General features: G+C 71.0%; 23 protein-coding genes. 15 read left to right on the plus strand and 8 right to left on the minus strand.

Annotation, left to right across the window (positions count from 1 at the left end; translation table 11 throughout):
• Positions 1 to 36: 36 nt before the first annotated feature.
• From ACWD3D_RS13690 to ACWD3D_RS13700, 3 genes are all read right to left on the minus strand, one after another.
• A complete protein-coding gene (locus ACWD3D_RS13690; protein WP_451461072.1) occupies positions 37 to 1047 on the minus strand; it encodes a COX15/CtaA family protein in 1011 nt (336 codons plus the stop codon).
• Positions 1048 to 1136: 89 nt separating this feature from the next.
• On the minus strand, positions 1137 to 1904 hold the full coding sequence (locus tag ACWD3D_RS13695; protein ID WP_451461073.1) for an ABC transporter permease: 768 nt from the start codon (positions 1902 to 1904) through the stop codon (positions 1137 to 1139).
• A complete protein-coding gene (locus tag ACWD3D_RS13700) occupies positions 1901 to 2827 on the minus strand; it encodes an ABC transporter ATP-binding protein (protein ID WP_451461074.1) in 927 nt (308 codons plus the stop codon). Before ACWD3D_RS13700 ends, ACWD3D_RS13695 begins: the two co-directional genes overlap by 4 nt.
• A gap of 173 nt (positions 2828 to 3000) precedes the next feature.
• On the opposite strand from ACWD3D_RS13700, the gene ACWD3D_RS13705 reads away from it, so the two are divergent.
• The 11 genes from ACWD3D_RS13705 to ACWD3D_RS13755 all read left to right on the plus strand — a co-directional run bounded on the left by ACWD3D_RS13705 (position 3001) and on the right by ACWD3D_RS13755 (position 13845).
• Positions 3001 to 3765, plus strand: coding sequence for a helix-turn-helix transcriptional regulator (locus tag ACWD3D_RS13705; protein WP_451461075.1), 765 nt, complete (start codon positions 3001 to 3003; stop codon positions 3763 to 3765).
• Positions 3762 to 5183, plus strand: a complete 1422-nt coding sequence (sufB, locus tag ACWD3D_RS13710; RefSeq protein ID WP_328722332.1) for a Fe-S cluster assembly protein SufB — start codon at positions 3762 to 3764, stop codon at positions 5181 to 5183. Before ACWD3D_RS13705 ends, sufB begins: the two co-directional genes overlap by 4 nt.
• Positions 5184 to 5253: 70 nt before the next feature.
• Positions 5254 to 6435 (plus strand): Fe-S cluster assembly protein SufD, encoded by a 1182-nt coding sequence (sufD, locus tag ACWD3D_RS13715; protein ID WP_451461076.1) that lies wholly within the window; start codon positions 5254 to 5256, stop codon positions 6433 to 6435.
• Complete coding sequence (locus tag ACWD3D_RS13720) at positions 6435 to 6752, plus strand: bifunctional 3-phenylpropionate/cinnamic acid dioxygenase ferredoxin subunit (protein ID WP_451461077.1); 318 nt, start codon at positions 6435 to 6437, stop codon at positions 6750 to 6752. The genes sufD and ACWD3D_RS13720 overlap by 1 nt, the downstream gene beginning before the upstream one ends.
• 7 nt (positions 6753 to 6759) lie before the next feature.
• Entirely contained in the window at positions 6760 to 7524 is a 765-nt protein-coding gene (sufC, locus tag ACWD3D_RS13725) for a Fe-S cluster assembly ATPase SufC (RefSeq protein ID WP_266703126.1), read from the plus strand.
• Positions 7521 to 8789, plus strand: coding sequence for a cysteine desulfurase (locus ACWD3D_RS13730; protein ID WP_451461078.1), 1269 nt, complete (start codon positions 7521 to 7523; stop codon positions 8787 to 8789). The genes sufC and ACWD3D_RS13730 overlap by 4 nt, the downstream gene beginning before the upstream one ends.
• A gap of 26 nt (positions 8790 to 8815) precedes the next feature.
• Positions 8816 to 9271, plus strand: coding sequence for a Fe-S cluster assembly sulfur transfer protein SufU (sufU, locus tag ACWD3D_RS13735; RefSeq protein ID WP_451461079.1), 456 nt, complete (start codon positions 8816 to 8818; stop codon positions 9269 to 9271).
• Entirely contained in the window at positions 9268 to 9606 is a 339-nt protein-coding gene (locus ACWD3D_RS13740; RefSeq protein ID WP_266703120.1) for a metal-sulfur cluster assembly factor, read from the plus strand. The genes sufU and ACWD3D_RS13740 overlap by 4 nt, the downstream gene beginning before the upstream one ends.
• 234 nt (positions 9607 to 9840) lie before the next feature.
• The gene (locus tag ACWD3D_RS13745; RefSeq protein WP_451461091.1) at positions 9841 to 11184 is read left to right on the plus strand and encodes a hypothetical protein; all 1344 of its coding nucleotides are present in this window, start codon (positions 9841 to 9843) and stop codon (positions 11182 to 11184) included.
• 191 nt (positions 11185 to 11375) lie between these two features.
• Positions 11376 to 13409: a phosphocholine-specific phospholipase C gene (locus ACWD3D_RS13750; RefSeq protein WP_451461080.1), complete on the plus strand. Its 2034-nt coding sequence runs from the start codon at positions 11376 to 11378 to the stop codon at positions 13407 to 13409.
• Positions 13410 to 13479: 70 nt separating this feature from the next.
• Positions 13480 to 13845, plus strand: coding sequence for a VOC family protein (locus tag ACWD3D_RS13755; protein ID WP_451461081.1), 366 nt, complete (start codon positions 13480 to 13482; stop codon positions 13843 to 13845).
• Between the two features lie 9 nt (positions 13846 to 13854).
• Here ACWD3D_RS13755 and ACWD3D_RS13760 read toward each other — a convergent pair whose 3' ends face one another.
• Together ACWD3D_RS13760 and ACWD3D_RS13765 are read right to left on the minus strand one after the other, a co-directional pair.
• Entirely contained in the window at positions 13855 to 14322 is a 468-nt protein-coding gene (locus tag ACWD3D_RS13760) for a molybdopterin-dependent oxidoreductase (protein ID WP_451461082.1), read from the minus strand.
• A gap of 187 nt (positions 14323 to 14509) precedes the next feature.
• The gene (locus tag ACWD3D_RS13765) at positions 14510 to 15781 is read right to left on the minus strand and encodes a DUF7847 domain-containing protein (protein WP_451461083.1); all 1272 of its coding nucleotides are present in this window, start codon (positions 15779 to 15781) and stop codon (positions 14510 to 14512) included.
• 169 nt (positions 15782 to 15950) lie between these two features.
• Here ACWD3D_RS13765 and dapD point away from each other — a divergent pair, with 169 nt between their 5' ends.
• Positions 15951 to 16949, plus strand: a complete 999-nt coding sequence (gene dapD / locus ACWD3D_RS13770) for a 2,3,4,5-tetrahydropyridine-2,6-dicarboxylate N-succinyltransferase (RefSeq protein WP_451461084.1) — start codon at positions 15951 to 15953, stop codon at positions 16947 to 16949.
• Between the two features lie 155 nt (positions 16950 to 17104).
• On the plus strand, positions 17105 to 18289 hold the full coding sequence (locus ACWD3D_RS13775; RefSeq protein ID WP_451461085.1) for a zinc-dependent alcohol dehydrogenase: 1185 nt from the start codon (positions 17105 to 17107) through the stop codon (positions 18287 to 18289).
• A gap of 24 nt (positions 18290 to 18313) precedes the next feature.
• On the opposite strand, the gene ACWD3D_RS13780 is transcribed toward ACWD3D_RS13775, so the two are convergent.
• The 3 genes from ACWD3D_RS13780 to dapA form a co-directional block, all read right to left on the minus strand.
• The gene (locus ACWD3D_RS13780; RefSeq protein WP_451461086.1) at positions 18314 to 19504 is read right to left on the minus strand and encodes a PP2C family protein-serine/threonine phosphatase; all 1191 of its coding nucleotides are present in this window, start codon (positions 19502 to 19504) and stop codon (positions 18314 to 18316) included.
• A 318-nt stretch (positions 19505 to 19822) separates the two neighbouring features.
• A complete protein-coding gene (locus ACWD3D_RS13785) occupies positions 19823 to 21727 on the minus strand; it encodes a S53 family peptidase (protein WP_451461087.1) in 1905 nt (634 codons plus the stop codon).
• A 242-nt stretch (positions 21728 to 21969) separates the two neighbouring features.
• A complete protein-coding gene (gene dapA / locus ACWD3D_RS13790) occupies positions 21970 to 22857 on the minus strand; it encodes a 4-hydroxy-tetrahydrodipicolinate synthase (RefSeq protein ID WP_451461088.1) in 888 nt (295 codons plus the stop codon).
• Between the two features lie 230 nt (positions 22858 to 23087).
• Here dapA and ACWD3D_RS13795 point away from each other — a divergent pair, with 230 nt between their 5' ends.
• Entirely contained in the window at positions 23088 to 23765 is a 678-nt protein-coding gene (locus ACWD3D_RS13795) for a DUF4232 domain-containing protein (protein ID WP_451461089.1), read from the plus strand.
• 196 nt (positions 23766 to 23961) lie between these two features.
• Positions 23962 to 25054, plus strand: a 1093-nt coding sequence (locus ACWD3D_RS13800) for a hypothetical protein (protein ID WP_451461090.1), incomplete at its 3' end; no start/stop codon positions are given.

Below are 25054 nucleotides of genomic sequence, written 5' to 3' on the forward strand. Positions count from 1 at the left end.
CCACGTGGTGCCGGGGCTTTCCCGCGCGTACCGGGTTCAGGCGTTCGTCAGCGCCTCGCCGGACCGGGGGAGCGGAGCGGCATCGGCGACGGCCGAGGGGCGCTCGCGCTGGGAGAGCAGGACCCGCAGGACCCAGATCCACACCAGGCACGCGCCCACCATGTGCAGGCCCACCAGGATCTCCGGGGTGTCCAGGAAGTACTGGACGTACCCGATGACGCCCTGGCCCATCAGGACGAGGAACAGCTCGGCGGCGCGGCGGCGCGGTCCGGGCGGGGCGTCCACGGCCTTCAGCACGAACCAGAGCGCCAGCGTCAGCGCCACCACGACCCACGCCAGGTCCGCGTGGAGCTGGCTGATCAGCTTCCAGTCGAGCGGGATGCGGTGCACGTCACTGGAGTCGCCCGCGTGCCGGCCGGCACCGGTCACCACGGTTCCGACGGCGACCAGCAGCCCCGCGGCCACCACGAGAATCCAGGTCAGCTGCGAGACGGCCTTGCCGACCAGCGGCTTCGGGGCCTCGTCGCCCTCGCCGACCCGCTGGTACAGCACCACGGCCACGGTGATCAGGGCGGCGGAGAGCAGGAAGTGCGCGGCGACGCTGTACGGGTTGAGGCCGACCAGCACCACGAAGCCGCCGAGCACGGCGTTGCCCATGACCACCCAGAACTGGGCCCAGCCGAGCCGGGTCAGGCTGCGGCGCCGGGGCTTCAGGGCCCGCGCCGCGACGATCGCCCAGCCGACGGCGGCGCAGAGCACGTACGTCAGCATCCGGTTGCCGAACTCGATGACGCCGTGGAAGCCCATGGCGCTCGTCGTGGTGAGACTGTCCTCGGTGCACTTGGGCCAGGTGGGGCAGCCGAGACCGGAACCGGTCAGCCGGACCGCGCCACCGGTGGCGACGATGATCACCGCCATCACGACGGCGGACATGGCGGCCCGGCGGACGGTCCGGGGGTCCGGGGTCCACCGGTCGGCGATGTACTGGAGGGGGTTCCGCGCGGCTTGAGCGACGTCGGCTCGGGTCAGCTTGGGCACGCGCACCATCGTAAGCGGCAGCTTGTGCAAGCTTTCACGAGGGGGACGAGTCACCGCGAACCGTGACCGGAGTCACCGGCCCCGCCTCGCGGTGGCCGTCATTCCCAGCGGAAGAACTTCGCCGCCGCGCCGAGCCCCAGCACCGACCAGACGGCGAGGATGCCCAGATCGCCCCAGGGGACGCCCGCACCGTGCTGGAGCACGTCACGCAGGCCTTCCGAGAGAGCCGCGATCGGCAGCAGGCCGAGCGCCGAGGCCACCGCGTCCGGGAACTTCTCCATCGGCACGATCACGCCGCCGCCGACCAGCAGCAGCAGGAAGACCAGGTTCGCCGCCGCGAGCGTCGCCTCCGCCTTCAGCGTCCCGGCCATCAGCAGGCCGAGCCCCGAGAAGGCGGCCGTGCCCAGGACCAGCAGGAGCAGTACGGAGAGGGGGTTGCCGTGCGGCGACCAGCCCAGCGCGAAGGCGATCACCGTCAGCAGGACCACCTGGAGCACCTCGGTCACCAGGACCGACAGCGTCTTGGAGGTCATCAGCGCCCAGCGCGGCAGCGGGGAGGCGCCGAGCCGCTTCAGGACGCCGTAACGGCGCTCGAAGCCGGTGGCGATGGCCTGGCCGGTGAAGGCGGTGGACATCACGGCCAGCGCCAGGATGCCGGGCGTCAGGAAGTCGACCGGGTCACCGGAACCGGTGTCCACGATGTCGACGGAGCCGAAGAGCACCAGCAGCAGGGCCGGGATGATCACCGTCAGCAGCAGCTGCTCGCCGTTGCGCAGCAGCATCCGGGTCTCCAGCGCGGTCTGCGCGGCGATCATCCGGGACAGCGGGGCGGCGCCCGGGCGGGGGGCGTACGTACCGGCGCTCATGCGCGCAGCTCCTTGCCGGTGAGTTCCAGGAAGACGTCCTCCAGGGTGTGCCGCTCGACGGCGATGCCGTCCGGCATGACCCCGTGCTGGGCGCACCAGGAGGTGACGGTGGCGAGCAGCTGCGGGTCGATGGTCCCGGAGATGCGGTACGAGCCTGGGACCGGCTCGGCGGCGCCGGAGCCGTCCGGCAGTGCCTTGATCAGCGAGCCGAGGTCGAGCCCGGGACGCCCGGAGAAGCGCAGGGTGTTCTCGGCGCCGCCCCGGCACAGCTCCTCGGGGCTGCCCTGGGCGACGACACGCCCGGCGTCGACGATGGCGACGTCGTCGGCGAGCTCCTCGGCCTCGTCCATGAAGTGGGTGGTGAGCACGGCGGACACGCCGTCGGTACGCAGTTCGCGCACGAGGTCCCAGGTGGCGCGGCGGGCCTGCGGGTCGAGCCCGGCGGTCGGCTCGTCGAGGAAGACCAGCTCGGGGCGGCCGACGACGGCCATGGCGAGCGCGAGGCGCTGCTGCTGGCCGCCGGAGAGACGCCGGTAGGTGGTCCGGCCGCAGCTCCCGAGGCCGAGGCGTTCTACGAGGGCGTCGACGTCCAGCGGGTGCGCGTGAAGCTTCGCCATGTGGCGGAGCATCTCCTCGGCGCGGGCGCCGGAGTAGACGCCGCCGGACTGGAGCATGACACCGATCCTCGGGCGCAGCCGGGCCGCGTCGGCGACCGGGTCGAGGCCGAGGACGCGGACGGTGCCGGCGTCGGGGCGGCGGTAGCCCTCGCAGGTCTCGATCGTGGTGGTCTTGCCGGCGCCGTTGGGACCCAGGACCGCGGTCACCGTGCCCGCCGCGACGCTCAGATCGAGTCCGTCGACGGCTGTCTTGGCGCCGTACCGCTTCACCAGGCCTTCGACCCGTACGACAGGCTCGTTGCTCATGGCCGGTAAGTCTAAGTCCGCAGGCTTGCGACAGAGCGGGCGGGGCGGGGCGAAAACCCTTGCGGGAGCGCGGTCCGCACCCCCAGATTAGGTAACCCTAAGTGACGAACCACACCGTTGATCGTTCCGGACCGTGGTTGTCATGCCGCTCCGAATTACGCAACAATGGCGTTGTGAAATACGTTGGCGAGGCTCCGCAGGAGGAACTCGCGACCGGTGAGCGTCCGACGCGCAACCGGATCGCGCGCTCCATCCTCGACCACGGCCCGTCCACCGCCGCCGACCTCGCGAAGCGGCTCGGACTCACCCAGGCCGCCGTCCGGCGCCACCTGGACGCCCTCGCCTGCGACGGCGTCGTGGAAGCCCGCGAGCAGCGGGTCTACGGCACCCGCACCCGCGGGCGGCCCGCCAAGGTGTTCGCGCTGACGGACAGCGGCCGGGACGCCTTCGACCAGTCGTACGACAAGCTCGCGGCCGAGGCGCTGCGCTGGATCGCCGAGACCGCGGGCGACGAGGCGGTCGTCGCGTTCGCCCGCTCCCGGATGGCGGCCCAGGCGGACAAGTACCGCGCGGCGGTCGAGGCCGCCGCCCCCGAAGACCGGACAGCGGCCCTGGCCAGGGCCTTGTCGGCGGACGGGTACGCTGCTACGGCGCGCAGCGCGCCGGGCCCCCAGCAGGCCGAGCAGCTCTGCCAGCACCACTGCCCGGTCGCACACGTCGCCGAGCAGTTCCCGCAGCTGTGCGAGGCGGAGACGGAATTCTTCTCCGCGCTGCTCGGGACCCACGTACAGCGTCTGGCCACCCTCGCCCACGGCGACGGCGTGTGCACGACGTACGTACCCAAGGGCGGTCCGGGCGGCGGTACCACCGACGCCGGCGCGCCCCCACAGACCACCACCTCAGTATCAGCAAGCACTGCCGGGAGGAACCCCGCATGACGCTCCCTACGGAGACTGCCCACCCCGAACTCGAGGGCCTGGGTACGTACGAATTCGGCTGGGCCGACTCCGACGCGGCAGGCGCGGCGGCCAAGCGCGGCCTCTCGGAAGAGGTCGTCCGGGACATCTCGGCGAAGAAGAACGAGCCCGAGTGGATGCTCAAGCTCCGCCTCAAGGGCCTCAAGCTCTTCGGCAAGAAGCCCATGCCGAACTGGGGCTCGGACCTGTCGGGCATCGACTTCGACAACATCAAGTACTTCGTGCGGTCCACCGAGAAGCAGGCGGAGTCCTGGGAGGACCTGCCCGAGGACATCAAGAACACGTACGACAAGCTCGGCATCCCGGAGGCGGAGAAGCAGCGCCTGGTCGCCGGTGTCGCCGCGCAGTACGAGTCCGAGGTCGTCTACCACCAGATCAACGAGGAGCTGGAGGCGCAGGGTGTCATCTTCATGGACACCGACACCGCGCTGAAGGAGCACCCGGAGCTCTTCAAGGAGTACTTCGGCACCATCATCCCGGTCGGTGACAACAAGTTCGCCTCGCTGAACTCGGCCGTGTGGTCCGGTGGCTCGTTCATCTACGTGCCCAAGGGCGTCCACGTCACCATCCCGCTCCAGGCCTACTTCCGTATCAACACGGAGAACATGGGCCAGTTCGAGCGGACGCTGATCATCGTCGACGAGGACGCCTACGTCCACTACGTCGAAGGCTGCACCGCGCCGATCTACTCCTCGGACTCGCTGCACAGCGCCGTGGTCGAGATCATCGTGAAGAAGGGCGGCCGCTGCCGCTACACGACCATCCAGAACTGGTCGAACAACGTCTACAACCTGGTCACCAAGCGCGCCGTGGCGTACGAGGGCGCGACCATGGAGTGGGTCGACGGCAACATCGGCTCCAAGGTCACCATGAAGTACCCGGCCGTCTACCTCATGGGCGAGCACGCCAAGGGCGAGACGCTCTCCATCGCCTTCGCGGGCGAGGGCCAGCACCAGGACGCCGGCGCCAAGATGGTCCACATGGCCCCGAACACCTCGTCCAACATCGTCTCCAAGTCGGTGGCGCGAGGCGGCGGCCGTACCTCCTACCGCGGCCTCATCGAGATCGGCGAGGGCGCGCCGGGCGCGAAGTCCAACGTGCTCTGCGACGCGCTGCTCGTCGACACGATCTCCCGCTCCGACACCTACCCGTACGTCGACGTCCGCGAGGACGACGTGTCGATGGGCCACGAGGCGACCGTCTCCAAGGTCTCCGAGGACCAGCTCTTCTACCTGATGAGCCGAGGCCTCACCGAGTTCGAGGCCATGGCGATGATCGTGCGCGGCTTCGTCGAGCCGATCGCCAAGGAGCTCCCGATGGAGTACGCCCTGGAGCTGAACCGGCTGATCGAGCTGCAGATGGAGGGCTCGGTCGGCTAGTACGGCCCCTGCCGTCCGCCCCGACCGAACCCCCAGTTCCAGACTTAAGAAAGCGAGCACTACGACAGCCATGGCTGAGGCTCAGAATTCCCCGGTGGGCTCCACCACCGCCGGTTCCATCGCGGTTGCCGCCGAGTCGACCGTCGCGACGCGCATGAGCGCACCGCCCTCCTTCGACGTGGCGGACTTCCCGGTTCCGCACGGCCGCGAGGAGGAGTGGCGCTTCACGCCGCTGGAGCGCCTGCGCGGGCTGCACGACGGCACCGCGGTGGCGGACGGCGGCGGCGTGAAGGTCGCCGTGGAGGCCCCCGAGGGCGTCACGGTGGAGACCGTGGGCCGCGACGACGCCCGGCTCGGCCGGGCCGGTGTCCCGGTGGACCGGGTCGCCGCCCAGGCGTACTCCGCGTTCACGCAGGCGTCGGTCGTCACGGTCGCCAAGGAGGCCGTGCTCACCGAGCCGGTCCGCGTCGCGGTGCACGGCGAGGGCGGAACCGCCTACGGCCACCTGCTCGTCGAGGTCGGCGCCTTCGCCGAGGCGGTCGTGGTCATCGACCACACCGGTGACGCGGTGCTCGCCGCCAACGTCGACTACGTCCTCGGCGACGGCGCGAAGCTCACCGTCGTCTCCGTCCAGGACTGGGACGACACGGCGGTCCACGTCGGCCAGCACAACGCGCTGATCGGCCGCGACGCCTCGTTCAAGTCCGTCGTCGTCACCTTCGGCGGCGACCTGGTCCGGCTGCACCCCCGGGTCGCGTACGCCGGCACCGGCGGCGAGGCCGAGCTGTTCGGCCTGTACTTCACGGACAAGGGCCAGCACCAGGAGCACCGCCTCCTGGTCGACCACAACACCCCGCACTGCAAGTCCAACGCGGTGTACAAGGGCGCCCTCCAGGGCGACGGGGCCCACGCCGTCTGGATCGGGGACGTCCTCATCCAGGCGAAGGCCGAGGGCACCGACACCTACGAGATGAACCGCAACCTGGTTCTGACCGACGGTGCCCGCGTCGACTCGGTCCCGAACCTGGAGATCGAGACCGGCGAGATCGTCGGCGCCGGCCACGCCTCGGCCACCGGCCGCTTCGACGACGAGCAGCTGTTCTACCTCCAGTCCCGCGGTATCCCGGCCGAGGAGGCCCGCCGACTCGTCGTGCGCGGCTTCTTCGCCGAGCTGGTCCAGCAGATCGGCCTGCCGGACGTCGAGGAGCGCCTGCTCGACAAGATCGAGGCAGAGCTGAAGGCGTCCGTCTGATGGCGTTCGTCAAGGTGTGCGCGCTGAGTGAGCTGGAGGACGACACCCCCAAGCGGGTGGAGCTCGACGGCACTCCGGTCTCGGTCGTCCGTACCGAGGGCGAGGTGTTCGCCATCAACGACATCTGCTCGCACGCCAATGTGTCGCTGTCGGAGGGCGAGGTGGAGGACTGCATGATCGAGTGCTGGCTTCACGGCTCGTCCTTCGACCTGCGTACCGGCAAGCCGTCCGGCCTTCCCGCGACGCGCCCCGTCCCCGTTTACCCCGTAAAGATCGAAGGGGACGATGTGCTCGTCTCCGTCACCCAGGAGTCCTGAGTCACCCATGGCAACGCTTGAAATCCGCGACCTGCACGTCACCGTCGAGGCCGACAACGCCACGAAGGAGATCCTCAAGGGCGTCGACCTGACCGTGAAGCAGGGCGAGACCCACGCCATCATGGGCCCCAACGGGTCCGGCAAGTCCACCCTGGCGTACTCGCTCGCCGGTCACCCCAAGTACACGATCACGAGCGGCACCGTCACCCTCGACGGCGAGGACGTCCTGGAGATGTCCGTCGACGAGCGCGCCCGCGCCGGCCTGTTCCTCGCCATGCAGTACCCGGTCGAGATCCCCGGTGTCTCGGTCTCCAACTTCCTGCGCACCTCCGCCACCGCCGTCCGCGGCGAGGCCCCCAAGCTGCGTACGTGGGTCAAGGAGGTCAAGGAGACGATGGCCGGGCTCCAGATGGACCCGGCGTTCGCCGAGCGCAACGTCAACGAGGGCTTCTCCGGCGGTGAGAAGAAGCGCCACGAGATCCTCCAGCTGGAGCTCCTCAAGCCGAAGGTCGCCATCCTCGACGAGACCGACTCCGGCCTCGACGTCGACGCCCTGCGCGTCGTCTCCGAGGGTGTCAACCGGGTCCGCGAGACCGGCGAGGTCGGCACCCTGCTGATCACCCACTACACGCGGATCCTCCGCTACATCAAGCCCGACTTCGTGCACGTCTTCGCCAACGGCCGCATCGCCGAGTCCGGTGGCGCGGAGCTGGCCGACAAGCTGGAGAACGAGGGCTACGAGGCGTACGTGAAGGGTGGCGCTTCCGCGTGACTGACGCCCGCCAGGGGCTGACCGGCCTCCTCGACACCGAGGCGATCCGCAAGGACTTCCCCATCCTGGGCCGCACGGTCCACGACGGCAAGAAGATCGTGTACCTGGACAGCGCGGCGACCTCGCAGAAGCCGCGCCAGGTCCTCGACGCCCTCAGCGAGTACTACGAGCGGCACAACGCCAACGTCCACCGCGGTGTGTACACCATCGCCGAGGAGGCCACCGCGCTGTACGAAGGCGCCCGCGACAAGGTCGCCGCCTTCATCAACGCGCCGAGCCGCAACGAGGTCATCTTCACGAAGAACGCCTCGGAGTCGCTCAACCTCGTCGCGAACATGCTCGGCTGGGCCGACGAGCCCTACCGGGTCGACCGCGACACCGAGATCGTCACCACCGAGATGGAGCACCACTCCAACATCGTCCCGTGGCAGCTGCTCGCGCAGCGCACCGGCGCGAAGCTGAAGTGGTTCGGCATCACGGACGACGGCCGGCTCGACCTGTCCAACATCGACGAGATCATCACCGAGAAGACGAAGATCGTCTCCTTCACGCTGGTCTCGAACATCCTGGGCACGATCAACCCGGTCGAGCAGATCATCCGGCGTGCCCAGCAGGTCGGCGCGCTGGTCTGCATCGATGCCTCGCAGGCCGCCCCGCACATGGTGCTGGACGTGCAGGCGCTGCAGGCCGACTTCGTGGCCTTCACCGGCCACAAGATGGTCGGCCCGACCGGCATCGGCGTCCTGTGGGGACGACAGGAGCTCCTGGAGGACCTGCCGCCGTTCCTCGGCGGCGGCGAGATGATCGAGACCGTGTCGATGCACTCGTCCACGTACGCCCCGGCGCCGCACAAGTTCGAGGCCGGTACGCCCCCGATCGCACAGGCCGTCGGCCTCGGCGCGGCCGTGGACTACCTCTCGGCCATCGGCATGGAGAAGATCCACCGCCACGAGCAGGCGATCACCGAGTACGCGGTGGCCCGGCTCCTGGAGGTGCCGGACCTGCGGATCATCGGCCCGACCACGGCCGAGAACCGCGGCGCCACGATCTCCTTCACGCTCGGCGACATCCACCCGCACGACGTGGGCCAGGTGCTCGACGAAGAGGGCATCGCGGTCCGGGTCGGCCACCACTGCGCGCGGCCGGTCTGCCTGCGGTACGGAATTCCCGCGACCACGCGGGCGTCGTTCTATCTGTACTCCACGCCGGCCGAGGTCGACGCCCTGGTGGACGGACTGGAGCACGTACGGAACTTTTTCGGTTGATGGGCGAAGTGGCTGAGGGCTGACGGGTGAAACTGGATTCGATGTACCAGGAAGTCATCCTGGATCACTACAAGCACCCCCACGGGCGCGGCCTGCGGGACGGCGACGCCGAGGTGCACCACGTCAATCCGACGTGCGGCGACGAGATCACGCTCCGCGTGCGGTACGAGGGTGAGACCCTCGCCGACGTCAGCTACGAGGGGCAGGGCTGCTCGATCAGCCAGGCCAGCGCCTCGGTGCTGAACGAACTGCTGGTCGGCAAGGAGCTGGACCAGGCGCGGAAGATCCAGGACGCGTTCCTGGCTCTGATGCAGTCCAAGGGCCAGCTGGAGCCCGACGACGCGATGGAGGAGGTGCTGGAGGACGCGGTCGCGTTCGCCGGTGTCTCCAAGTACCCGGCCCGCGTCAAGTGCGCGCTGCTGAGCTGGATGGCGTGGAAGGACGCGACGGCGAAAGCGCTGTCCGAAGGGAAGACCTCATGAGCGAGAACGAGACTGTGGCACTGAAGCCGGCCTCCGAGGAGGAGGTCCGCGAGGCGCTGTACGACGTCGTCGACCCGGAACTGGGCATCGACGTCGTCAACCTGGGCCTGATCTACGGCATCCACATCGACGACGCCAACATCGCCACCCTCGACATGACGCTGACGTCCGCGGCCTGCCCGCTGACCGACGTCATCGAGGACCAGGCGAAGTCCGCGACCGACGGCATCGTCAGCGAACTGCGGATCAACTGGGTCTGGATGCCGCCGTGGGGCCCGGACAAGATCACGGACGACGGACGCGAGCAGCTGCGCGCGCTCGGCTTCAACGTCTGAGCGGTCCCGCTCCGTCGAGGACGGCCCCCGGTTCCACCACGAGTGGAACCGGGGGCCGTCCTCGTGTTGTTCGTCCGCCGTACCGCCGGCGTGTGTCTCTCGTTGTCCCCGGAGCCGGAACCTTCTCCACGACACCACGCCGACGAGAGGTACGCAGTGACGCACCGGATTTCGCTCCAGCACCACCGGACCCCCCGCAACCGCAAGGCCGCAGCGGCGACCGCGGCCGCCGGTATGCTCGCGCTCGGCGCCCTGGGGATCACCGCTCCCGCGCACGCCGCGTCCTACGGGACGCCGACGATCGCCTTCTCCGCTTCGTACCTCTCCGGCGCGGTGGGCGCGACCGGCGACGCCGACAACACGGTCACCGTGACCGTCGCGCAGAGCGGCGCCGACGCCTCGGCCCTCACCGTCGCGGCCTCCGCCAGCTCCAAGACCGCGGTCGCCGCGACCACCGACGTCACCGTGACCGGCACCGGAACGACCCGCCGCATCTCCGTCGCCGCCCACGCCCGCGGCTACACCGACCTCACCATCAAGGTCACCGGCCTCGGCGGCAAGACGGCCACGAAGAAGCTGTACTTCGCGGCCTCGGCCGCCGTGCAGAACGCCGCCGACACCCGCTACCTCACCGGCTCCTCGGACGCCTCGGCCGCCGTCGACGTCGGCGACGGCTACGCCGTCGTCGCGGACGACGAGTCGAACGTGCTGCGCCTCTACAACCTCGCGGTGTCCGGCGCGCCCGTGAAGACCTGGGACGTCGCGTCCAAGCTCGGGGTGTCGAAGGAGATCGACATCGAGGGCGCCGCCCGGGTCGGCAACACCATCTACTGGACCGGCTCGCTCGGCAACAACAAGGACGGCGAGTACAAGGCCGACCGCAACACCGTCTTCACCACCACGGTCTCCGGCTCCGGCGCCTCCACCGCGCTCACCGTCGGCACCTCGTACAAGAAGCTCCGGGACGACCTCGTCGCCTGGGACGGGACGAACGGCGACCGGTACGGCTTCGCGGCCGGTACCGAGGACGGCGAAGTGCCCAAGCAGATCGACGGGTTCAACGTGGAGGGCCTGGAGTTCGCGCCCGGCTCCACCACCACCGCGTACGTCGGCTTCCGCGCGCCCCTCGTCCCGCCGAAGTCGGGTGGCAAGGGCCTGATCGTGCCGGTGACCAACTTCGACAAGGTCGTCGGCAGCGGCGCCAAGGCGGTCTTCGGCACCCCGATCGAGCTGGACCTCGGCGGCCTCGCGATCCGCGACATCCGCAAGAACGCCTCCAACCAGTACCTCATCGTCGCCGGCTCCTGGGAGGCGGACGACAACTCCGACCCGTACGCCCTCTACAGCTGGGACGGCGTCGCCGGCCACGCCCCGGTCAAGCGCACCGACCTGCCCACCACCGACCCGGGCGGCTGGGAGGCCATCGTCTCGGTGCCGGACCTGACGGTCGCGGGCACCCGCGCACAGCTCATCACCGACGCCGGTGCGGCCGACCTCTACGGGGACGGCACGGAGGCGAAGGACCTGGACCACGCCGAGTTCAAGAAGTCCCGGGCGACCTGGTTCACGGTCGGCTGACCGACCCCGGGCGCAGGCGCGGCGGAGCCCGCTGACCGGCCTCCGGATGAACGGCCCCCGGACGCAGGGACCTCGGCGGGTAGGGGGCCGTTCATCCGGGGATCATCAGCCCGCCCGGTTGTCCGCACGCCGGGCGGGCATCCTTACGCCCGGTGTGCCGCAGGGGCACCCGCGAGGACGAGGGCGGGCGAATGACACCGATCAGTCGTAGGGGCTTCGTGGGACTGGGCGCCTCCGTGGCGGCCGGGCTGACGCTGGGCGCCAGAACGCGCCCGGCCGAGGCCGCCGACGCGGCCGGCACCACCGCGACCGGCACCATCGAGGACGTGCGCCACGTGGTGATCCTGATGCAGGAGAACCGCAGTTTCGACCACTACTTCGGGCGGTTGAAGGGCGTCCGCGGCTTCGACGACCGCAGCACGCTCACCCTGGCAGGCAACCGCCCGGTCTTCGACCAGCCCAACGGCACGGGCCGCCAGTTCCCGTGGAAGCTGAGCGCGACGCCGGCCGCGGGCGGCCAGGACGGCGAGACCCTCGCCCAGTGCAACGGCGACCTGCCGCACTCCTGGTCCTCCCAGCACTCCGCGTGGAACAAGGGCCGCCTGGACAACTGGGTGGCGGGCGTCGGCAGTGTCCGCTCGCTCGGCTACCTCGACCGCTCGGACCTCCCCTTCCACTACGCGCTCGCCGACGCCTACACGGTCTGCGACGCCTACTTCTGCTCCACCCTCAGCGCCACCGGCCCGAACCGCACCTACCTGTGGAGCGGCAAGGTCGACGCCGCCAGTTACGACGGCGGCGACGAAACGGGCCTGACGTGGCAGAACTACGCCCAGGCACTCCAGGCGGCCGGAGTGAGCTGGAAGGTCTACCAGAACGCCCAGGACAACTACGGGGACAACGGTTGCGCCTACTTCAAGGCGTTCGCCGGCGCCAAGGCCGGTGACCCGCTGTACGACCGGGGCATGTCCTCCGTCCCGAAGGTGACGGGCTCCACCCCGGACGACATCGCCGCCGCCATCAAGGCGGACGTCCTCGCCGGAACCCTGCCGCAGGTCTCCTGGGTCGTCCCGAACCAGGCGTTCTCCGAACACCCCTACGCCCCGCCCGGCGACGGCGCCCACTTCGTCGACCTCGTCTACCGGGCCCTCGCGGCGGACGAGGACGTCTTCGACTCCACCGTCCTGTTCCTCAACTACGACGAGAACGACGGCTTCTTCGACCACGTGCCGCCGCCCGCCCCGCCCGCGGGGACTCCCGGCGAGTTCCTGAACGGCGTGCCCTACGGCTTCGGCTTCCGCGTCCCGATGACCGTCGTCTCTCCCTGGACCCGCGGCGGCTGGGTCTCCTCGGAGGTCTTCGAGCACACCTCGGTGCTGCGCTTCCTGGAGACCTGGACGACCGCGCTCGGCACGCCCGCGGCGTGCCCCAACATCAGCGAGTGGCGGCGCAAGGTGAGCGGGGACCTGACCGGCGTCTTCGACTTCGCGCACCCGGTCAAGGGCGCGGTGGTGCTGCCCGCGACCGGCGTGATCGGGCTCTCGACGTGCGGCCCGCTGCCCAACCCCGTACCGACGGACAACGCCCTGCCCGCGCAGGAGCCCGGCACCCGGCCTTCCCGGGCCCTGCCCTACCAGCCCAACGGGTACCTGGACCGACTGGAGTTCGGCGCTTCCGGAAAGATCCTCGCCTGGTTCACCATGGCCAACCAGGGCACACCGGCGACCCGGGCGGCCCACTTCTCCATCCACCCCAACGCCTACCGCGACACCACCCCCTGGCAGTACACGGTGGACGCCCAAGGCACCGCCTCGGACTTCTTCAACATCGGCTCCGGATACGGCAGCGGCGTGTACGACCTCACCATGACCGGCCCCAACCGCTTCCTGCGCCGCTTCCGGGGCGACGCCACCAAGGCGGGCAAGACGGCGGAGGTGCACACCCGGTACGCCACGGAGACCGGCACGGGCAAGCTCGCGATCTGGTTCGCGATGGTCAACTCGGGCTCCACCGCCGTGAAGTTCACCATCACGTCCACCCACTACCGCGGCGACGGGCCGTGGACGTACACCGTGGCCGCCGGTTCCACCGCGGAGGACTTCTTCAACGCGGTCGCCCTCACGAAGGGCTGGTACGACTTCACCGTCACGGTCGACTCCGACACTTCCTGGTCGCGCAGGTTCACCGGACGTCTGGAGACCGGCCAGGCGGGGGTCAGCGGCTGACGCCGGCCGGCCCCGCCGGAGCGGCGCCGTCGTCCGGTGGCGGCCGGCGCGTTCTGGCAGAGTGGCGGCCATGGCCTCTTCTTGGTACACGCTGGTCGTGGACGCCCACGACATGTCGTCGCTCGCCCGTTTCTGGTGCCAGGTGCTGGACTGGAAGGTCGTCTACGAGGACGCGGACGAGGTGACGATCGGGGCGAACGCGGAAGCGCTCCCCGGGCTTTGCTTCGTCTCCGTACCCGAACGCAAGACGGTCAAGAACCGACTGCACATCGACCTCAGCCCCGACGACCAGGCCGCGGAGGTCGAGCGGATTCTCGCGCTCGGCGCCACCCGGGTGGACGTCGGACAGGGCGGCGACGTCACGTGGGTGGTGCTGGCGGACCCGGAGGGCAACGAGTTCTGCGTGCTGCGGCCGAAGAGGACACTGCTCGACTGACGGGCTTCCTCAGGCCGTGTAGTGGCCGTCCACCCGGATCGACCGGATGCCGCTGATGTGCCGCCCTCCGCAGCGGTCCTGCGGCAGGACCAGCTGCGGGCCGGTGCGGTGGAGGGGTACGCCGTCGATGCTCACCGCGAGCAGCACCGGCGCGCAGGCGAAGTCCGGGTCGATCTCGGCCCAGGTCAGCAGGGTGCGGTGGCCGTCCGCGCCCGTCACGGCGATCAGGAAGCGCAGCCGGTCCTTCCGGCGCACCGGGTCGAAACCCGGGCACGCGTCGTGCAGCACGTCGTGGAGGAGCGGGCCCTCGAAGCCGTGATGCCGCAGGCCGCTGGTCGCGCACTCGAAGCTGACCGCGGCGCGGTGCTGCGGCCAAGCGAGCAGGTCGGGCACGGTCAGCCGGGCCGGCCGGGCGAGATCACCGGTCAGCGCGAACTCCGCCGGACGGGTGGGCTGTTCGGTCAGGGGCTGACTCACGGGCTACCACCTCCCTGACGACGGTACCCGGGAGGCGGTGCCGGGTAAACGCGGATACCCGCCGTATCGGGGATTTTGCCCGGCTGATGCGGTGTGGTGAGACGGATTCACCTGGCATCTGCGGTTGAGGGACTTGGCGGTCCGGTCCCTCTGCCCGCCGGGCGGGAGGCGCCCGGCGGGCAGAGGGTCAGGGTGCGGCGTCCCCTTCCTGGCCGGGACCGGCCTCGGCCTGCGGACCCGGCGGCGGACCGGCCTGCGGGCCCGGCTGCGGACCGGGGTAGCCGTACGGGGGAGGCGGGGGCTGGTTGCCGTAGGGCGGTGGCGGCTGGTGGCCGTACGGCGGTGGCCCGTAGGCGGGGGGCATCGGCAGGCCCGCCGCGTCGGCCAGGTCCTGGGCCAGGTTCTCCGTACGGATGCGGCGGTCGACGTAGAGCATCCCCACCAGCAGGGGCGGGAAGGTGCCCACGAAGATCTGGCCGATCAGCTGACCGGCCACCATGATCGCGGCGGCGCTGCCCACCGCGACCAGGACGGTGGTGAGGTTCGGGTCGTCGCCGATGTCCTGGGTGGTCACCGCGGAGGAGAACGTGCCGGCGATGGAGAACGGCATCTGGATGAAGTACGAGGCCACACCGGCCATCGCGTAGCCCAGCAGCGATATGCCGAATATCCGCCACCAACTGCCGCGCACGAGCGTGGACGAGCGGCGCATCGCTGCGACCGGTCCCTGCCCCTCCAGCACCACCGCCGTCGGCGCCAGCGAGAACTTCACCCAGAGCCAGATCGAGAGAGGTCCGGCCGGGAGCAGCAGCAGGAGGGCGAGCCCCAGCCACACGGCGGCGTCGTCCGGGTTCCCGTCGGACAGGGTGATCCCGACCAGGGACGCTTCGACGACCATCACCAGGGTGACGGGAATCAGACCGATCAGACCGGTCAGCAGCATCGTGCCCAGCATGGCCCGCAGCCTGGTCCAAGCGATCTGCCGGACCGAGCGGAAGGTGACCGGGCGGCCCAGCACGGCGCCCTGGAGCACCGTGGGCACCGCCGCCTGCACCAGGGCGACGGCCACGAAGGCCACGACCGCCCCGATCAGCGCCACGATCCCGAGGGCCACCAGGATCGGGGTGATGTCGTCCCACGGGACGTCCGGGCCGTCGGAGGACGCCCTGATGCCGTCGACGTGGTCGTGGACGGCGGAGAACGCGATGAGCAGCGCTGCCGCGAACATGACAGCCGCCGTCGCGTAGACCGTCGCGGCGAAGCCGAACAGGGGTTTCCAGTAGCGGCCCATCGTGGCGAAGGTGCCGTTGAGAATGTCGGAAAGTCGCAGGGGCGCCAGCGGTATCGCTCCGGGCTCCGGTGGTGGCGGCGGTCGCCAGCCGCCCCACCCCTGATGAGCTCCCCCGCCGTACGGCGCGCCCCCCGGCGCTCCGCCGCCCCACCCCGCGTCCTGCGTCACTGTCTCTCCATTGAGTTGTTCGGATTGTTCGACCGGTAGGGTCGATGCGGCACACCGTAGCGCCCGGACCTGCTGACGGTCTGCGCGCGGGGGCGTAAAGACGTGACGCGACCAGCCGGTTCCTGAGACCGGTTCGCCCGTGCGGGACCCGGACGGTTAGGTTTTGGTCATGACCGACACGACTTCCCAGGGCTCGTCCCGTACCACCGGCGCCGTCGCCGCCGGCCTCGCCACCATCGACGGGAACGGCACCGTCCTCGACACGTGGTTCCCCGCCCCCGAGCTCACCGCCGAGCCCGGCCCGGCCGGCACCCGGCGGCTCACCGCCGACGAAGCCGTGAACCTCCTCGGTGAGGGCGCCGCCAAGGCCGTCCGCGTGGACGCCCGCCGCGGAGTCGAGGTCGTCGCCGTCGCCACGGTCATCGCCTCGCTGGACGACAAGCCGCTGGACGCGCACGACGCCTACCTGCGTCTGCACCTGCTCTCGCACCGGCTCGTCCAGCCGCACGGCCAGAACCTGGACGGCGTCTTCGGCCTCCTCGCCAACGTCGCCTGGACCTCGCTCGGCCCGGTCGCCGTGGACGACCTGGAGAAGGTCCGGCTGAACGCCCGCGCCGAGGGCCTGCACCTCCAGGTCACCTCGGTCGACAAGTTCCCGAGGATGACGGACTACGTCGCGCCCAAGGGTGTCCGTATCGCCGACGCCGACCGGGTTCGCCTCGGCGCGCACCTGGCGTCCGGCACGACCGTCATGCACGAGGGTTTCGTCAACTTCAACGCCGGCACGCTCGGTACGTCGATGGTCGAGGGCCGCATCTCCGCGGGCGTCGTCGTCGGCGACGGCTCGGACATCGGCGGCGGCGCCTCCACCATGGGCACCCTCTCCGGCGGCGGGAAGGAGCGCATCGTGATCGGCGAGCGCTGCCTCATCGGCGCGGAGGCGGGCATCGGCATCGCGCTCGGCGACGAGTGCGTGGTCGAAGCGGGGCTGTACGTCACCGCCGGCACCCGGGTCACCATGCCGGACGGCCAGGTGGTCAAGGCCCGCGACCTCTCGGGCGCCTCGAACATCCTCTTCCGCCGCAACTCCGTCACGGGCGCCGTCGAGGCCCGCCCGAACAACGCGGTCTGGGGCGGCCTGAACGACATCCTGCACGCGCACAACTGAGCGTACGGACAACGGCCCCCCGCACCCCGGGGGGTCGTTGTCCGTGTCCGGGACGAGGCGGCCCGGGCCGACGTGTACGGGCCGACGCGACAAGGGGGCGCGGAGCGCGGAGAGTGGAGGGGGAACCTGCCCGACCGCTCGAAAGGGGAACCACCGTGCGGGCGCTCACCTATCACGGCAAGCGGGACGTCAGGGTAGAAACGGTTCCCGATCCTCCGATCGAGAAGCCGGACGACGTGATCGTGCGCGTCACCTCGACGGGCATCTGCGGCTCCGACCTCCATCTCTACGAGGTCCTCGGCCCCTACATCGACCCGGGCGACATCCTCGGCCACGAACCGATGGGGATCGTGGAGGAGACCGGCCCCGAGGTCACCTCGGTGGCGAAGGGCGACCGGGTCGTCATCCCCTTCAACATCTGCTGCGGCCACTGCTTCATGTGCCGACAGGGTCTGCACTCCCAGTGCGAGACCACCCAGGTGCGCTCCCGCGGCATGGGTGCCGCACTCTTCGGCTACACCAAGCTGTACGGCCAAGTCCCGGGCGGACAGGCGCAGTTCCTGCGTGTCCCGTTCGGGAACAGCCTGCCGATCAAGATACCGGCCGGGCCGCCGGACGACCGGTTCGTCTACCTCTCCGACGTGCTGCCCACCGCCTGGCAGGCGGTCGAGTACGCGGCGATCCCGCCCGGCGGCACGGTCACCGTCCTCGGCCTCGGCCCGATCGGCGCCATGGCGGCCCGCATCGCACGCCACCGGGGAGCCGGGCTCGTCGTCGGCGTGGACCTGGTGCCCGAACGCCTGGCCCGCGCGAGTACGTACGGCGCCACCTGCCTGGACCTGCGGCGGTACGACCACGGCCCCGGCGACGCGATCCGGGAACTCACCCAGGGGCGCGGCACGGACTCCGTCATCGACGCCGTCGGCATGGAGGCGCACGGCGCGCCCACGGCCAAGGCGGCCCACTGGGCGGTCGGGCTGCTGCCGGACTCCGTGGCCGAACGCCTCATGGAGACGGCGGGCATCGACCGGCTCTCCGCGGTCTACGCCGCCGTCGACGTGGTGCGCCGGGGCGGCACGATCTCGCTCTCCGGCGTCTACGGAGGCGCCGTCGACCCGCTGCCCCTGCTGAAGATGTTCGACAAGCAGATCCAGCTTCGGATGGGCCAGGCCAACGTGTGGCGCTGGGTCGACGACATCCTCCCGCTGCTCACCGACGCGGACCCGCTGGGCGTCGACGGCTTCGCCACCCACCACCTGCCGCTGGAACAGGGACCGCAGGCGTACGCCGCCTTCCAGCAGAAGGCGGACGGCATGATCAAGACGCTGCTGAACCCCTGACCGGGGCCCGGCGCGCGGCTGCCCTCACGAGCGCTGCTGCTGCCGCCACTCGATCAGGAGAATGGTCGCGTCGTCCGCCAGCTCGTCGTTCTGGTGCTCCAGGATCGAGTGGATGAGCTGGCGCAGTGCCTCGGGCGCCAGTTCGCCGACCGCGGTGGCCCGGATGATCGAGGTCGTGAAGCCGGCGAGGCCGAACTCCGATCCGCTTGCCAGCCGCGCCTCGGTCACCCCGTCCGTGTAGAGGATCACGCGGTCCCCGGGCTCCAGCGCCGTCTCCCGCACGGTGCGCGTGTGGTCGCCGAGCGTTCCGGGCGTTCCCATGGGGGGCTCGCCCGGGTATTCGAGGGCGCTCTCCAGGACTTGGTCGTCACGGATGAGCAGCGGCGGCGGGTGCCCGCAGTTGACCCAGCTCAGGATGCCGCCGGCCAGGTCGAGCCGCATGACGATCCCGGTGCAGAACTGCTCCGGGAGCCACTCCGCGAGCGCCTCGTCGACGGTCTTCGTCATCTCGCCCAGCCCGGAACCCCGGCGCCGGGCGCTGCGGAGGCCGGCCATCGCGATCGCGGTGGTCAGCCCGGACGCGAGGTTGTGGCCCATCGAGTCGAGGATCACGGCGTGCAGTGTCGTCTCGGTCAACGCGTGGTCGAAGGCGTCCCCGCCCAGTTCGTAAGCGGGTTCGAGGACCGCGGTGGAGACGGCCCGGTCGTCGGCGACCGTGCGGGGCGGCAGCAGGGCCCGCAGCATCTCCGCCGGCAGGGTCATCGTCCCGGTGCGGGCCTGTTGCACCAGCCGGTCGCTGAACGCGCGCTTGGAGGTGATGGCCATCGCGAGGACGGAGGCCAGCGACTCGCACCGCTCCAGCAGCGTTCCGTCGAGGGTCTCCAGATGGAAGCCGATCACGCCCAGACGCTCCTCGCCGTCGACCAGCGGGAGCCAGACGATCAGCGTGCGGTCATCGGTGTTCTGCACGCGCAGGGCCATCGCGCGGTAGGCCCAGCCGGCCAGGGACCCGTCCACCGGCAGCCGGTGTTCTCCGGACAACAGGGTCAGCTGGCGTTGTTGCAGGTCCACGAGGTAGACGTCGACGTGGCCGAGACCCAGGCGCGCGGCGTGCCGGTTGACGAGGACCGAGAGATTGGTCGGAGCCGTCTCGTGCACGGCCGCCAGGAAGCTGTGCAGCACGTGCTCGCTGTCGTTGTCCGAGGGGTCTCTCACGGGCGCGTCTCCCGGGGCTCTGGTCCGTTCCCGGGTCGGTTGGCGGGTCGGGGTGCGGTGCCGGAGGTCATGGCGGACTCCAGAGGCTGGGAGCACCGGCACGCCTCGTTCCGGTGGCACCGGACCGGTCCGCGCCGTCGTCCGTCCAGCCAAGCCGGGGCCGCCCGGCTACGCCACTTCGTGCCCGCCGTTCGGCGGAGACGGGACCCGGGCGGTGCGGAGACGGGTCCTGGGCGGTGCGGACATGGGTCCCGGGCGGTGCGGACATGGGGCTGCCCCGGTGCCGGAGCACCGGGGCAGCTGTCACGGAACGCGGGGTCAGCGGTAGGAGCTGACGTATCCGGCCGCCGGAGTGCCGACGCCCGTCACGTCGTCGTACCCCTTGACCGCCGTGAGCGAGGCGTCCTTGCCGAGGCTCCGTACCGACGTCAGCAGACCGTCCGTCGCGTCGAAGCTGTTGGCGAAGTCGACCCGGGCCACCGCGAGGTCGTGGCCCGCGCCCAGCGGGTGGTCGGTGACGTCGTGGTACGCCTTCGAGGAGTACCGGGCGTAGATCGCCGGGTTGGCGAAGCCGAGCGGCCGACCGTGCTGGGCCTGCTGGGCGAGGGCCTGGACACCCGCGATGACCGGGGCTGCCAGGGAGGTGCCGCCGATGCGGTACTCGTCGTAGCCGAGCGATCCGTCGGGCAGCGTCTGGGTCTGGCCGACCAGGAAGCCGGTGTTCGGGTCGGCGACCGCCGCGATGTCCGGGGCGGTGCGCATCCGGGTCCTGCCGTTCGCCTGCGCGAGCGAGTCGGGCACGATGCCGCGCTGGTAGGACGGCTGCTTCACGGTCGAGCTGGTGCCGCCGCCCGCCCCGGAGGTGTAGGCGCCGGGGAAGTCCGTCCAGCTCTTCCCGTCGTCGGCGAGGCTCGCCTTCAGCGTGCCCCAGCCGGTCTCCCACTGGTACGCGTCACCCTTGCCGACGGCCAGCGAGGTGCCGCCGACCGAGGTCACCCACGCCGAGTTGGACGGGGTGTCGACCTGCTTGGTGCCGGTGGACGCGACGTTGTCGCCCGCGTCGCCGGAGGAGAAGTAGAAGCCGATGCCCTCGACCGCTCCCAGCTTGAACACCTGGTCGTACGCGGCCGCGATGTCAGGGGTCTCGTTGGCCTCCACGTCGCCCCAGGAGTTGGAGACGATGTCGGCGAGCCGGTGGTCGACGACCTTGTTGAGCGAGTCCAGCAGGTCGGCGTCGTAGCAGGAGGCGCCGCCCACGTACACGATGTCCGCGGCCGGCGCGACGGCGTGCACGGCCTCGACGTCGAGGGTCTCCTCGCCGTACCAGCCGGACGCCCCGCACTCCTCGGTCGCCGTGTAGTCGGCCGGCAGCACCTGGCGGAGCTGGCCCTTCGCGTAGGGGGCGTCGCCGTTGCGCTTGGCGTACTCGGCGGCGTCCTTCGCGATGGTCGGCGAGGCGTACGCGTCGGTGATGGCGACGGTCACGCCCTTGCCGGTGAAGCTGCCCGCACCGTAGGCGGAGCGGAGCTGCTTGCCCGTGTAGCCCTTGATCGCGTACGGCACCTTGGAGCCGTAGGCGCTCGGCAGCGAGGAGGCGGTCTTCGAGCCGTAGTAGGAGGAGAAGGGGCCCGCGTTGCGGAACACCGCGTCCGGCGGCGGGAGCACCTCGTCCTGGCTCGACTTGTGCGGCGCGTTGTCCAGGCCGGACACCGCCAGCACGGCCTTGCCCAGACCGGCCGGCACGGAGGCCGTCGCGGACGGGGCGCGATAAGTGCGGCTGCCCTTGCGGTAGTTGTGCAGCTGGGTGGAGAACGTCTTCTCGGCCGCGGCGACATCGCCGGTAGCGGAGACGTAGTGCTGGTTCGCGCCCGTGACCGTCAGGCCGTTCGAGGTCAGCCACCGGCTGACCTCGTCGATCTGCTGCTGGGTCGCGCCGAACCTGGCCTGCGCCTCGTCGGCGCTCAAGTACTTCCCGTACGAGGAGGACTGCGGGTCGGAGACGGCGGTGGCGTAGGCGGCGAGCCCTGCCGCGTCCCGTCCGGCGAGGTGCACCCGGACGCTCACCTTGCCGCTGTCGGCCGTGGCGCCCTGGTCCGCCTGGGCGGTCGCCCAGGCCGGCTTGGTGCCCTGCAGCGCGTCGCGCCCGCCCGGGGCGGAGTCCGCGCTGGCGGACGGTATGCCGAGGGCGAGTGCGCCGGCGAGCAGTGGCAGTGTCGCTGCCATGCTCAGCCCGGCACGTTTTCCGGCGCGGCTGATTCTCATGTAACCCCCTGCGATATGGGTGTTTCGCGTGCGGAGCATGTGCTGGGTGATATGCACATGTAATCCGCCACTCTTGCGAGGATCTCTTCATGTAGGGGGCATGCATTTGCCAAGAAACCGTCAAGGGGTGTGATCGGGGCAGGAGTTACGGCCGGAAGCTGGTGGGAATGCGTGGCCTGCTCCGGATGCCCGCATCCGTCCGGTCACCCGGCGAGAAGGTCCCCGAGGGCCCTGCGCAGTTCCTCCGCCGCCTCGCGGCTCGCGGGGCGCAGTGGTTCGCGGATGGGGCCGAGGTCCAGCAGCGCCTTGGCGGTGACCGTACCGGGCAGCCCCGACGCCATCATCAGCTCCGTCAGCCGGGCGCCTCGGGCGTTGAGCCGGGCGGCCTCGCCGGTACGGCCCGCGTCGAACGCGTCGAGCGGTGCCCGCACCTGGCGGGGCGCGACATTGGCCACCGTGCTCACGTACCCCGCGCCGCCGACCGCGTACAGGGGCAGGTTGAGCTCCTCGCAGCCGGAGTAGTAGGCGAGCCCGGTGCGCGACAGCACCCTGGTCGTGCCGAGCATGTCGTAGGCGCAGTCCTTCACGGCCACGACGCGGGGGTGCTCCGCGAGCCTCAGCAGGGTCTCCGGCTCGATCCGGGTGCCCGTGCGGCCGGGGATGTCGTACAGCATCAGCGGCAGCCCGGTCGCCTCCGCGACGCGCAGGAAGTGTGCCCGGACGGCCTCCTGCGGGGGCCGGCTGTAGTACGGCGTCACCACCAGCAGCCCGTCCGCGCCCGCCTTCTCCGCCTCGCGCGCCAGCTCCACGGTGTGCCGGGTGTCCGCGCTGCCCACGCCCGCCAGGACCGGCACCCCGTCGCCCACCGCCTCCCGCACCGCCCGTACCAGCGCGGTCTTCTCGGCGTCCGTCGTGGTCGGGGACTCCCCGGTGGTGCCGTTGAGGACGAGGCCGTCGCAGCCGTCGCGCACCAGGGCGGTGGCGTGGGCGGCGGCGGCGGCCGGATCGAGCGCGCCGGAGGCGGTGAACGGGGTGACCATCGCGCAGAGAGCGCGGCCGAAGGGGCGGGGGCGAGGGGGATCGGTCGTCATACGAGGCAGTGTCGACGGGCCCACGCGGCCGGGTCCAGCAAGTTCTGCTTGCCCCGAGGATGTAGTGGAGCTGAACGGTGGCGGTCACGGCGGACACCGGGCGCGAACCGGGAGGCGCCGTGGGGCCGGCGGTGTCGCCGTACGCCCGCCGCGTGCCGGGAGAACCGTCCGGGGCCCCGTGGCGTCCCACATGATCCGGAAGGAACGGGGCGGAGCGCCAAGGGGATCGGATGCGCACACGTAACGATGGGCGGATACGGCGGGGGAGCGGGGCCGCGGCGCTGCTCGGGACAGGGGTACTGGTCCTGACCGGCTGCGCGGGAGCCTTCGTACCGGCGGGGGAGGGGGAACCCGCGGCGACGCCCACCGTCACCCGCGCGCCGGCGTCCGAGGGCGGGCCCGTCGCGGCCCGGACCCTGGACCCCTCGGCCTTCCCCTCCGGGGACGTCGCGCTGCCCGCACCCACGCCGACGCCGGCCCCGACCGGTGACTGCCCCGCCTCCGGCGCCCGCGTGGACATGGGGCCGGTGGAGACGGCGATGTTCGCGCGGGCCGTCGTGCTGACCCTCGTCAACTGCGGTACCGAGCCCTACCAGGTCGACGGCTACCCCTCGGTCCGGGTCCTGGACGAGAACGGTGACCGGCTGCCGGTACCGGTCAACGCGGGCCGCTCGATGTTCGGCCCCGACCTCGGCCCCGAGTCGGTGGCGCTGAAGCCCGGCGGGACGATGAAGTCCATCCTCGCCTGGGTCTCGACCAAGGAGGGCGGCGATCTGATCGAAAGCGACTCCCTGGAGCTCGCGGCGGCCCCGGATGCCGGATCGCTGAACTTCCCCTTGGTCGGCCACGACCTGCGGCTGATGGACGAGCTGAACACGACCGCCTGGCGAAGGAAGCTGCCGGGCTGAACCTGACGGCCCGGCACCGCGGGCCGTCGTGGGACCCCGGCGGCGGGCCCCGCCGCCCCGCCCGTCAACCCGCTCCGAGGGGGTTCACCCGTCCGTGGAGCGGCCGGGAAGAGGCACGGCGCGAAGGCCCTAGGCTTGGGCTGCCTGAACCGTGTACGCACCCCGTGCACCCGAGCCGCGCCGAGGAGAACCCCCGATGTCCGCAGAGCGTCCCATCCTGCCGCCGGTGCGGCTCCCCGCCGAGGCCGAACTGGCGAGGGACGCCCTGGCCGCACCGCTGCTGGTGCGGGCCGTGCGCCTCGCGCGCTGGGCCGGGCCCGGTACGCGCGTCGGCGCCGGCGGCGAGCTCGTCGAGGCGCAGCTCCCCGAAGCTGCCGAGCACTTGGGCCTCCCCGCCGACGAGGACGGGGCCGCCCTCGCCAGCGAGGCATGGCGCCTGGCCGTGGACACCGGCCTGGTGGACGTCACCGACCCCGCCGAAGACGACGACCACGCGGCGGACGGGACCTTCGGTGACGGCGGGACGGCGGACTCGGCCGAGGGCACGGCCACCCAGGGGGAGAGCCTCGCCCTGCTGACCGGCGGTTCACCTGCGGACGTCCTCTCCGTCTGGCTCGACGGCCTGGAAGCCGCCTTCGCCGATGCCACCGCCCCGGTGTTCGACGACTTCGCCGATCTGGTCGGGGAGGACGGCTCGGTCGACTTCGGAGCCCTGGACTGGGACCCGGAGGCCGAGGCGGAGTTCCTCGAAGGCGTGCTCGGCAACCTCTACGTGCTCACCCTCTCGGAGGGCGGCCCCGGCGACGGCCCCGTACCGCTGCCCGCCCTCGCCGCGTCCATGATCGTCCCGGACGACATGGGCGAGCCCACCGACGACGTCCTGGAGCAGGTGTCGGAGGCGATGATGCGGCTGGACGACCAGTTCCGGGTGCTGGAACCGATCGGGATCGTGGAGTATCACCCCGTCGACGAGACGCTGATGTTCGAGGAGGGCGAGGCTCCGGCCGCGCCCGAGGGCGACGAGGAGGACGTCAGCCGGTACGGCATGGTCAGGCTGACCCCGCTGGGGCTCTACGGCATCCGGTCCCGGATGCTGGAGGCGGGCGTGGACGCGCCCGCGATCGGTGACCTCGCGGAGAAGGACGCCACCGGCCTCCTGGACGGCATCGCGTACTACCCCGAGGCGGCGGCCCAGGCGGAGATCGGCCTGTGGATCGCCGGGCGCGGTGACGGCGACGACCTGGTGGTGAACGTGGTGCGGGGCCACCGGATGCTCAGCTACGACGATC

The sequence above is a fragment of the Streptomyces sp. NPDC002690 genome, from assembly GCF_053592415.1.